Origin of the sequence: Paraburkholderia phenoliruptrix (assembly GCF_902859825.1) — a bacterium.
Classification (GTDB): domain Bacteria; phylum Pseudomonadota; class Gammaproteobacteria; order Burkholderiales; family Burkholderiaceae; genus Paraburkholderia; species Paraburkholderia phenoliruptrix.
In genome coordinates this window covers 1-10,892 of record NZ_CADIKB010000075.1, presented here as the reverse complement: position 1 = coordinate 10,892, position 10,892 = coordinate 1, and the positions used below count along the sequence as shown (strand labels likewise).

Below are 10,892 nucleotides of genomic sequence, written 5' to 3'. Positions count from 1 at the left end.
GCCGCCCTGAAGCGTTCGCCCTCGAAATCCAACATTGACCATGATCGCAAGGTCGCATAATCTATGCCGCACCCGCCGTCCCAACCTTCAACTGTCTGTGGGACATTGCCACTGGAATCAGCGCGAATACGAGGACGATGAGCAAGACCCACTGCATTACCTCCTCCCGCTTTTTGGGGTCCTTACTCATATCGATGCCGACGGCCAAGAGGTCGCGCACGGCCGTCACGTCTCCAACGAGCGGAATCATGCCCACAACTGCATCGACGATGACCTGGCTGATAGTCTGCTTCTCGTTGAATGCCCCTTCGAGGGTGCCCCAGCACCATTGGCCGACCTCCATGGAGGTGGCGTTGAAATCGTCAATCGACCAACCCACAGTCAGGCTCCCCCATGTTTGTTAATGAGCGAATCAATGTCCGCTTCTGAGAGTTGTTCACCCTTGTAATCGGGATTGCTCGTCTTGTCCTTGCGTGCGTAGGTTCGCGCGTCCGGCCCAAGCGCCACCTGGACGGGACCAACTGGAACGTCCGTCAGGCTCATTCGACCCTGGCTATCCAACGCACCTTCGCGAGTGCTGCCGTCCGCGAGCGTGGCGACATATTTGGCACCTTGAACGGGCTCATTGTCGTGATAGAGATACTGCATGGCGGCGTCGTATTTCGACGTCGGTAATGGCGGAAGGGGATAGTCGCGTTGAGCCGGGCCATCGAATGAATGTTGCGAGCCCTTAACGTCAATTGACCCGGGAGCGTGAATCTCGATGTTGCCATTCGCGATGCGGATATAGGCACCGCCTGAAGTCAGTAGGATTTCGTTCGGAGCGGCGACTTCGATTTTCTCGGTGGTCGACAGTACCTTGACGGTCTTTTGCGCCGTGAGTTCGATGTTGTCCGAATGTGCCTGAACCTCTACTTTGCCCTTGGCGGCGAAGAGCTTCATGCCCGCGTTCTGCACAAACAGGCTGATACGTTGCCCCACGCTGGCAATCAAGGATTTGCCCGTCGCGAGATGCGTGCTTTGCCCACTGACGATATTTACCTGCTCGTCGGCCGCGACATGCGTAGAGCGTGGGGTCGACAGGGCAATGCCTGCCGGGCTCCCAAAGAGCATCACAGGCTCCTTGAAGGCATTGGCGTTGCCAGTGCCTCCGCCAGCGGTGTTTCCTCCTGACGACGTTCCGGAAACGCTGTTTTGTGTCGCATCGGTGAGCGCTTTCAGCGACTCGCGCCCATCCTTCAGGCTTTCAGCCTGATGCGTCTCGCTGGCGCCTGACAATGCCTCTATGACGCTTTCGGAATTGATGAGTTGCTGCTGGGTGTCTCGAACGTCGAGTGGCTGGCTCGACGAACCGTTCGCCGGATGAGTCGAAACGTACAAACCCTGGCCCGCCCGAACGGCGCCGTAAGCGTCGGACTTCAGGTCGAATCCGCTCCCCAGGTAGCTCCCGCGGGTGTTGCCTGCCTGGTCTACGAGGTACCCGAGATGCAGGTGCGCATTTGTGCTGGTCGAATACAACTGAACCCGATTCTGGCCGCTCGCATCGTCCATCACCAGCTGGTTGTAGCCAGCGCCGCCATACTCCTTGGATTTGTACCCCGATAGCAATCCGTTCGAATGCCAGTGCGGTGACCTGTCGGTGTTGAATACCCGGCCGGTGACGATGGGACGGTCGCAATCGCCATCGAGGAAAGAGACGATGACCTCTTCGCCGACTCGTGGAACATGAACACCACCGTAGGCGCCGCCCGTATCGGAGTAGGCCACGCGGAGCCAGCAGGACGCATTTTCATCACCGCTGTTCAGGCGGTCCCAGTGAAAACGGACCTTGATTCGGTTTAACTCATCGGTGAAGACCTCAGCGTTCGCCGGTCCGGCGACCGTGGCGGTCTGGAGATTCATGACCGGCTTGACGTGCTCGAGCGGACTGCGGAATGGAACGGTCCGGCGCTGGGCTTCGACTTCAACGAGATAGAATCCCTCGCTCCCGTCGTCGTGAGCCACATGAAATGCCGAGGCGGTTTCTGCATGGGCTGTGCGAGCCCGCGAGAGTTCTGTCTTCAGGCTGTACTGCAAATTGACCGTGGTCGAGACCGGCAGATTGTTTTCGATGTACCAGCGCGCCTCAATAACCGCGAACTGTCGCTGCTGTTCAGCGTCCCGGTCATGCTCGGGATGACCCTGAAGTTCAAACCACTTCCCGGTATCGATGTTTCGTACGCCACCGACGGCCGTGAAGCGCTTCGCCCGTGACTCCCATTCCTCCATCCGAACCTTGGACAGATGGTCGCCGCGGTCCTGAGTCGGATGCGTGTACGCACCGGTGTATTCGTATATCTCAGTCTGGGCGGGCAGGTTCCCATGTGTCGACAAGGTGGGCACAATGGTTGATTTGTCGTCGCCAGGGGACTTGTAATCGAACGTCCTCGTCGACAACGACGAGCTATGGAGCGTGCGCGAACCAGACCACTGGACCCAGGCGTCAGATGAAGTATTGGTACCGACGCGAGAAAATTGCAGGATTTCAGGTTCGATTGACTTCAGCGAATACACGTCGTCGGTTACAACCAGCGTGTGCGACTTGCCGTCTTCGGCGTGCTCGAAATAGCCAAACAGGCCCTCCGATTCCATCAACCGGTGACAGAAATTCCAGTCGTCGTCGTATTGAACACAAAACGACCGTTGCGGCAGCGGCTTTTGTAATTCAAAGCGGAACGCACCTTGGGCCTGCGGATGGCCGTTGAAGACCGCGGTCAGAATTTCGTCGACAGTCTGGTCCTGAAAAACGCGAGCGTCCTTCCGGAATTTAAGGAAGTGCATCCAGGACGAAAAGCCAATCTGATAGGCGGTCAGTCCGCCATCGGAGCCGAGCCGGCGGGCGGTATGGATATATCCATGGTGTGGCAGATAAGTCTTGTCGGTCTGTTGAATCCACAGCGTGACCGGGCCGGCAATGAGCGTTTTCAGTTCAAGCGAATAGAGCAAGGAGACCGCATCAACCGTAAATTCAAAGTTCCGGCCGATACGCGACTTTCCGATTGCCCGTTGAGGCACCAGAGCGTCGGCGCCAAGCGGCGTGTCCAACTTGACCAGCCTTTCAGTTTGATTTATGCCTGCGCCAATTGCCGCAGCAAGCTCCTGCACGCCCATCTTTTTATTCCCCGAAAAGTTCAAATCTCGAAGCGTCCGAAATCATAGGACGAACGCAAATATCGCACAATACCGAATACGCGCCGCGCTCCGTCTGACACACCATTTACATATTTCCGGCCGACATGTATTGCCCCATCCCAGCATTTTCTGAAAAAAATGTTTTCCCGGGGCGGCTACCGACGAATGACACATAGCGCTCCCGTAATTAGCACCTTCAGATTGTTAAATATTGCAATCCACGGCGGCGCTTTTCGTCATCGATTCAAACTGCCGCCATTTCCGGTGGGTCATTGACGACCATACTCCACGAGATTGAAAACGGAATATTGAACACGGATTTCACGGGCCAGCATCACAATCAATCGATTTACGGGTTTTATGCCAAATGAATAGAAAGAGAAACGGGGGGCGCTATGCGTCCGGTAAGGCATCTGCAAAGGCCACGCTTCTGCCACCGACGTTAGAATCTGTCCGTTCACTCTCGCTACGCAATCACCTTGCGCTCGCGGCATTGCGGGCGGGCAGTGGAAACGGGCACCTGCTGAGCGACCTCATCCGTGTGCTGTACCTGGCCTGGTATCTTCGGGAAGCAGGCTTCGGAGCGGTCGACCATCGACTGTTTACTGAAGCCGCCGAGGCGCTCGAGCGCAGCGCTGCGCGGGCGACAGCGGACGATGTCTGGCAGGTCAGCCCGGATGACGCGGGGATTCTGGAACGGCTGCTGGCACTTCATGACGAGCAACTGGGGAGTACGCCTGTCGGTGTCATGCTCGGGGCACAAAGGCGGCTATTGCGATTCGCAGGGAGTGACCGGAAAACGCCATGGCAGGACGCGGGCCCGTGACCAGGGAAGACGGGCACGAGGCACCCACACGCGCATTTCCGGCCTGGCCGCGACAGCCGGTAAAATCGGCGCATCGAGAATAACAGGGAGAGTCATCATGCCTGCAACTGGCGCCTCTGGCGCGATGACGCTGATAACCGAATACGACACGGCTGGTAGCCCCGTGCGCGTGCTGCGCCTGGAATCGTCAGCAGATGGGAAAGCCGTGCTGCTGACAGACGTTGACGAACGCAAGCCGGGCATACACCGCGAGGTGAGGTACGAGATAACGCCGTCGGAACTCATTGCCGCGATTCGGGCAAATGGCGCAGCGCTGCCAGGCAAGCCGCACAACGACCGTCTCGTCTCCGACCCGATGTGAGCGCCCAACCTATGGACAATGAATGCGTCTTGGCGAAGCCGGTCGCACGACCGCGAAGTCGGCCGTCGTGCCGTTCTTCTCGCGGTGGGCGCACACATTGGTCACCAACGACTTCACCAAACTTGTGTGATGCCTTCGGCGACGAATGCGTCGAAGATGCGGCCCGGCGCGGCAAAGCGGGTGAACCGACCTTGTACGCCTGCGAAAATGGGCGCACCGTTGGCACCGCAAGTCCGACGTTGGAGAATGTGTGGTGCGTCAACGCTGACATACGGGACCGGCATAATTGTCCCGGTTGTGATGGCGGATGCGTCGGACAGGGGATTGGCTGCAAACAGTCGCTGCAACGGCAGTTAGCCAAGGAGAACATGTGAAGCGAATCGGACTCGCCGTTTTGATGGCGGCACTTGCGCCATCTGCATTTGCGGCTGGCACCTACTCGGAAGTCTGGAATCCGCCGGAAGCCCGTGCGACTATCCCGCGCAAGGGCAGTGTTGCGCACACGCTTCCTGCGCATAGGCACATCGTTCCCCATGCGATGAAAGTGCACGCGCGACGTGCCACGACTTTGGCGCCCAAACTTATGGCGAAGCAGAGCCACGTGCAAAAATCCATTCCGGCAGACAAGCCCGATATGTCAGATATTCCGCGGCAGATAACGCCCGAGGGTAACGTGCTGCGCGTCACCACTCGCGGAGCCGCTGTGGAGGTCACCCGCTAATGGAATCGGAGCGCTATAGCGGATACAGCGTGTGGGGCCACGCTATCCTGCAGCAGGAAGATATTCTGCAGCCGGAGCGTTATGCAGCAAGCGGGACCATAACCGCACGCGGCAAGCTCGTTGAAGCCTCAGGCATTCTCGCGTACTTTGATACAGAAGAGGAAGCGCAACATGCCGGCCTCGACTGGGCGCGAGCCTGGATTGATAGCCACCGTTGACCACGACCGAACCGGACAACGCCCGAACTTCCTCACATTTGTGTTGGACGAGCTTCTCTTGACGCATCACACTTCGTTTCCTTTCTGAAAAGTGCTTATGGAAAGCTCCGTGCACGCCGAGGCCCCGTAAAAAAGAGTCCCATCCAATTTATGGCTTGATATGTCAAAGAAGCCTCTTGCTTGAAGAAGAAGGTAAAGACATATGTAGAGAATGGGGTTTAGGCACGCGGAATCTAAAATTTAGATGCGGTTCGTCGCGATGCTTGCGCTCTGCATTGAGCCTACCATTGCTCGCCTAGGCGGAAGGACTCAGGTGTAGGAGCCTTCACTCGGCAAAGGCCGCTGACGCGAGGGTTGGCGCAAGGCGCTAACGAGTTCGCTGAGGGACCCTTCGCCATTGCGGATTGAGTCCGCCCAGCGGTGGCCATATCCGGAGCTTGGGGCCTTCTGACTGAAGCCGACCGTAAATATGCTACCGCCAGGTAGCAGCGCCTGGTCCCTCGCATACTCAAAGAATTCCTGGGTATGCTTGCTTCAGCGCACCGATTGAGAGGTTCAGGAAATGGTCAGTGATTCTGTAGTCAAGGCTCTTCTGTTCGATGTCTTCGGCACCGTCGTTGACTGGCGAAGTGGTGTGGCTCGAGATGTCGGTCCGTTCCTCGACCGTCACAACGTTGCAGTTGACGCGTTCGAATTTGCGGACGCATGGCGACGCGAATATACGCCTTCAATGGAAGAGGTTCGCAGTGGCCGGCGACCGTATGTCAGGCTTGACGTGTTGCATAGGGAAAACCTGGCCAAAGTCATCGCCTCTTTCGGCATCAACATCGGCTCAATCCCTCCCGACGAGCTCGACGAGCTTAACCACGCCTGGCATCGTCTTGACCCGTGGCCCGATTCCGTAGAAGGCCTGTTACGACTCAAGCGTCACTTCATGATTGCCCCGCTATCAAACGGAAACATCAGGCTGATGGTGGACATGGCGAAACGTGCTGCATTGCCGTGGGACGCCATTCTTGGAGCGGAAGTCGTAAGAACCTATAAACCGTCGCCACAAGTCTATCTCGACACAGTCGAAATCCTTGGACTCAAACCCGAAGAAGTCTGCATGGTCGCGGCACACAACGGAGATTTGGCGGCAGCACGACAGTGCGGTCTGAAGACCGCATTTGTCGCCAGGCCGTTCGAACATGGTCCAAACCAAACGAGCGACCTGCGAGCTGAGCGGAACTGGGACTTTGCTGCCGGCGACCTAAATGACCTGGCAACACAGTTTGGCTGTCCGACTTAGGGGGTGCCCGAATCGGGCACCCCATTGGACTTCGCTCGCTCAAGCCGCAATCGAACCTGAACCTCAGCTGCGTCCGAAGAGGTAGCGCCTATGCTCGCGAATGCTCCGATTTCTTGACCGTCTCTCGACAGAAAGTAAGAAAGATAGTGATACGTCCCGCCTTGACCCTCGACGTCACGGTCCGCAATAACTCGCAGTTGCAGACCGGGGCGTTGCGTGCCAGTCAATATCCGTTTGAAATGCTGGATTGAAGTAGCAGCGTCGGCTCTCCTCGCCCATACGGAGCACGAATTGTCCGATTGCCAGATGACGATGAATTTTCCAAGGGGGCTCGGCGCTGACCACACCTTTCCGGTCTTCCCTCCGAGCACTTTCTCAGAGAACGACGGGTCAACGTCGCGCAGGTTGTACTGAGTTGCCAACACGCTCAACTTTTCACGATTGCCCATCGATGGAATGCACAAACCCACGAATAGTCGCGTCGCTACGTTTGATTGCGCAACTGCGGCAGACGATGGAGCCTCTTGTGCCGCGGCACTCACTGGAACGGCCCCCTGAAAGTCCGGACACAGTCTCCCACTTACAATAGCGGGTAGGCATACGACTGTGTTTTTGACTAACACCAATCAAGAAGTGATGGATGTATTGACGGGGCCCGAGCGCCGGCGGCGGTGGTCGGTTGAAGAGAAAGTGGCGATGGTCCGGGAGAGCCTCGAGGCGGGCAAGACGGTCTCGATGGTGGCTCGCGTCCACGGCGTGAATCCTAATCAGTTGTTCCATTGGCGCAAGCTCTATCAGGATGGCAGCCTCTCGGCGGTGAGTGCCGGCGAAGAGGTGGTGCCGGCCTCGGAGTTGGCCGACGCCCTGAAGCAAATCAAGGAACTGCAACGATTGCTGGGCAAAAAAACGATGGAGGCGGAAATCCTTCGCGAAGCCGTCGAATACGGTCGAGCAAAAAAATGGATTCCGCGCTCGCCATCGTTGCCGGGGGACGACCAGTGAAGCAGGTCTGCGAAGTTCTCGGTGTAGCGCGCTCGAATATAACGGCAAAGCTGGCGCGGCCGACTGATTGGCGTGATGGGCGCACAGCCAGGCGAACCAACGACGCTGGGTTGGTCGAAGAAATCCAACGCATCATCGCGCACTTGCCGAGCTGGGGTTATCGACGAGTTTGGGGCAAGCTTCGAAACGAGCGAGAAAGCCAAGGCGCAGCTGCAGTGAACGTTAAGCGGGTCTATCGGGTGATGCGCGTGCGTGGCCTGTTGCTGGAGCGCAGGCCGATGCCACCCCGCCCGCAGCGCCGGCATGAAGGCAAGGTCGCAGTGCCCAAGAGCAATCAGCGCTGGTGTTCTGACGGCTTCGAATTTCGCTGCGACAACGGTGAGCCGCTGCGCGTGACGTTCGCATTGGACTGCTGCGACCGCGAGGCGATGAGCTGGGCGGCGACGACCGGCGGCCACAGCGGTGACATCGTGCGCGACGTCATGCTTGCGGCTGTGGAGCATCGCTTTGGTGGCAACCTGAAGGCCCCCGAGCAAATTGAATGGCTGACGGATAACGGCTCGGGCTACATCGCCGAGAAGACTCGCGCCTTCGCTGCCGAAATCGGCCTGAAGCCGTTGACGACGACTGTATGCAGCCCGCAAAGTAACGGCATGGCTGAGAGCTTCGTGAAAACGATGAAGCGAGATTACGTGAGTTTCATGCCGAAGCCCGACGCTGCAACGGCGGCACGCAACCTTGCAGTCGCCTTCGAGCATTACAACGAGCAGCATCCACATAGCGCGCTGAAATACCGTTCACCACGTGAATTCCGGCGCAGGACCGAATCATCAACTCAAGTGTGAGGCGGTGTCCGGAAGTACGGGGGCAAATCCACTCACCGAAACTATTAAAACCGCAAAGCAGGTTAGTAGTCTCATTGCATCCCCCGCCGATTGTTTCAAAACACTTGTTGCGCGCGGCGCAAACCACTTCGTGAGAGAGACCATGCCACGATGGAATGGCCCAAAGTCAGTCGCGGAGGCGTAGAAGACGTGTGCGCTGCAAAAACCACTTCGTGCTATGTATTAAGAGACGTGTATAGGGCTAATGCACGAGATAGGGACCAACACAAGCAACATTACTTTACTGTCCCGTGTTTCCTCGGTCCAGCGCGTCTTTGAGGCCTAGCCCACAAACGACCGACAAACAAACGATTACCCTCGGCCGAAGGATTTGGTTCGAGTAGCGGCGCACGGCTCCATCACAAATAAATGGAATTGCCGCGGTCTGGTTAGAGGATGTCAACTAATTGCTGGCTCAACTAATCGACGGCCGTCGGTCAGTTTTGTAGTCTTGGGATTGTATTGACTGCATGAAAAACGCCCGAACCTTGACAAGGTGGCGCCATGAGCACAAAAAAAGAATTGGTGCGTCGCTGGGTTGTTTGGCTATCTCCCGTTCTGCGAATCGTCGTTGCAGCGGCCATCATCGCAAATCTCACTGGATGCGGCAAAGACGTCCCTTTACCTCCCATCAACGGTGGTGAAGTCAGCGTTCGGGGAGCTGACCAACAGTGGCACCGAGAGCCGCTCACCGAGCAGCAGGTTCGGTCAATATCAGTTTGGTTCGAGGACCATCGAACCGGATGGAGTGGTCTGTGGGAAACGCCACCTCTATTCCAGTTTGAGTTCAGCATCAAGACTACTGACGGACAAACGCACTCCATCGGAGTAAACGTTCGGCCCACCGGCGACGGGACAACTTATGTCTTCGGGGCGCGCCCGGATTTTCCGCTCAGGAAGGGCCTGTCGAAGGATGACATCGAGGTGTTGCGGAAAGCTGCGAGCAAAGACACGCCGTAGAATCGGCCCAATCAAGACAGAGTTGGATGCCCGAAGCGAATATTGCTGATGGCTAGTGAAACGACGCGAGCGTTCCGTCGCAGCGCTTGCTGCGCTGGCCGCAGATGCCGGTTTGCAGCGAGGACGGCTCGATTTGGTGGCGTGTACTAGTGCGACGACGGGGCAAACTCGTCAAAGTACATACGCTCAAGTGTGAGAGTTATTCCGAACGCCGAGGATGGCTGCAGTCCGTTCGCGCTGTGGAAATGCCGTTCCCCGCGCTGGCCAACAACAATGACCTCTCGTGCGCCGCCTTCCAGGTAGGCCTTGACTCTTGGACCGATGTCATGCGGGTACTTGCGGTCAAGGAGCACCTCGACGCACAAATCCGGCACGAAGGGGACTGGAGCGTCCCTGTCAAACGCTTCCCACTTTTCAGGCGGCATCCAAACGACGTCAGGCACGCGGATGCCGAATGACGCTGTCGTCACAGCGACTGACATTGCCGCCACGTGACCAATCTGCTCGGCGATTTGGCAAAAGACGTCAGTTTGAACAATCTGGCGCCTCGCGGACGGTTTGGGATGTGGCACCGCTTCACCACGACCATCCAGTTCACAGCATTCCCACGACTCAGAATCAGAGTTGGAGCGAATCTGACGCCAAGTCGCAACGAGTCCGTCTCGCTCGAGAAGAGTAGACACAACCGCAAGCCTCCAATGGGGGAACGACCTAAGGGTATTCCCTTTGTCAGCAACTGAAAAGCCATTATTTGTGTGCAGCGCACAATCAAGTTAGGCAATGCGCATGGATTCACGTCTTTCGCTGTTATCGGGCCATATCAGGAGGTCCGGTGACCCGCACAAGATAGCGGCTCAGCGGCGAAATCGTTACTACGCCCACATTTATTGTGCGTCGCAGTAAAATTGGGGAACCGGGCGCCGCCACACGAAGTCAGATTCTGCGGGCGCTTTGAGGAAGTGCTAGCGTGTGACTTTGGCCAGATAGCTTGCGTGCTTCCTTCCCCGCGCTGGACACAGACGTCGACTTGCAGCAAAACAACCTCGAGTGACGAATTCCGGACGTCGCGAGCCTCGTGTGACTTTCATCCGCTCGTGCTGACGACACAAATCTGGGATTGGATGCAGTTCAGCCGCGGAGCCGGCCGGCCCAAGGGCGCCCTATTGCTCGAACACGGGAACTGAAATGGAACTAGATGCAGAGACATTCCGGCGACTTCGCCGCCTCGCCCCGGTCCTCGACGACATACTCAACGCTGGAGAAGTCGAACATGCGGAGCAGGCTGTGAATCTCGAGGAACTCGCGCACCTGTGCTCACAGATGTTCGAGGCGTATGACCGCGAGCACCTGTTACGTCCCGGTCTATTTGAGGATCGGCATCCCGCGCTATTCGAGATGAAACGAAACGGGTTGTCTCGCGCTGCGATAGAAGTGCACATGATGAAGCAAGGCGCGGGA

11 protein-coding genes and 1 pseudogene are annotated in these 10,892 nt (G+C 57.3%); 8 read left to right on the top strand and 4 right to left on the bottom strand.

Annotated elements, in window-relative coordinates:
- Positions 1–109: 109 nt before the first annotated feature.
- Positions 110–379: pseudogene (locus tag HV711_RS32420) on the bottom strand (hypothetical protein); the annotation flags it as partial.
- Positions 380–381: 2 nt separating this feature from the next.
- Positions 382–3,150, bottom strand: coding sequence for a type VI secretion system Vgr family protein (locus HV711_RS32415; protein WP_035476852.1), 2,769 nt, complete (start codon positions 3,148–3,150; stop codon positions 382–384).
- A gap of 388 nt (positions 3,151–3,538) precedes the next feature.
- On the opposite strand from HV711_RS32415, the gene HV711_RS32410 reads away from it, so the two are divergent.
- From HV711_RS32410 to HV711_RS32390, 5 genes are all read left to right on the top strand, one after another.
- Positions 3,539–3,997, top strand: a complete 459-nt coding sequence (locus tag HV711_RS32410; RefSeq protein ID WP_035476853.1) for a hypothetical protein — start codon at positions 3,539–3,541, stop codon at positions 3,995–3,997.
- Positions 3,998–4,094: 97 nt separating this feature from the next.
- Entirely contained in the window at positions 4,095–4,358 is a 264-nt protein-coding gene (locus tag HV711_RS32405; protein WP_035476855.1) for a hypothetical protein, read from the top strand.
- A gap of 370 nt (positions 4,359–4,728) precedes the next feature.
- Entirely contained in the window at positions 4,729–5,079 is a 351-nt protein-coding gene (locus HV711_RS32400; RefSeq protein WP_051223897.1) for a hypothetical protein, read from the top strand.
- On the top strand, positions 5,079–5,297 hold the full coding sequence (locus tag HV711_RS32395; protein WP_035476856.1) for a DUF6566 family protein: 219 nt from the start codon (positions 5,079–5,081) through the stop codon (positions 5,295–5,297). Before HV711_RS32400 ends, HV711_RS32395 begins: the two co-directional genes overlap by 1 nt.
- Positions 5,298–5,859: 562 nt before the next feature.
- Complete coding sequence (locus HV711_RS32390) at positions 5,860–6,588, top strand: haloacid dehalogenase type II (protein WP_035476857.1); 729 nt, start codon at positions 5,860–5,862, stop codon at positions 6,586–6,588.
- On the opposite strand, the gene HV711_RS34130 is transcribed toward HV711_RS32390, so the two are convergent.
- The gene (locus HV711_RS34130; protein ID WP_437342721.1) at positions 6,585–7,130 is read right to left on the bottom strand and encodes an NMCC_0638 family (lipo)protein; all 546 of its coding nucleotides are present in this window, start codon (positions 7,128–7,130) and stop codon (positions 6,585–6,587) included. The two genes, HV711_RS32390 and HV711_RS34130, sit on opposite strands and share 4 nt — an antisense overlap.
- 94 nt (positions 7,131–7,224) lie before the next feature.
- Here HV711_RS34130 and HV711_RS32385 point away from each other — a divergent pair.
- A protein-coding gene (locus HV711_RS32385; protein ID WP_175145618.1) for an IS3 family transposase occupies positions 7,225–8,435 on the top strand; the annotation gives its coding sequence in 2 pieces (ribosomal slippage) (positions 7,225–7,540 and positions 7,540–8,435; 1,212 coding nt in all).
- Positions 8,436–8,978: 543 nt separating this feature from the next.
- Positions 8,979–9,434 carry a hypothetical protein gene (locus HV711_RS32380; RefSeq protein WP_035476862.1) on the top strand — a complete coding sequence of 152 codons (456 nt, stop codon included), beginning with the start codon at positions 8,979–8,981 and terminating at the stop codon, positions 9,432–9,434.
- 146 nt (positions 9,435–9,580) lie between these two features.
- On the opposite strand, the gene HV711_RS32375 is transcribed toward HV711_RS32380, so the two are convergent.
- Complete coding sequence (locus HV711_RS32375; protein WP_035476864.1) at positions 9,581–10,117, bottom strand: Uma2 family endonuclease; 537 nt, start codon at positions 10,115–10,117, stop codon at positions 9,581–9,583.
- Between the two features lie 502 nt (positions 10,118–10,619).
- Here HV711_RS32375 and HV711_RS33325 point away from each other — a divergent pair.
- A partial coding sequence (locus HV711_RS33325; protein ID WP_217468976.1) for a hypothetical protein occupies positions 10,620–10,892 on the top strand: 273 nt, incomplete at its 3' end.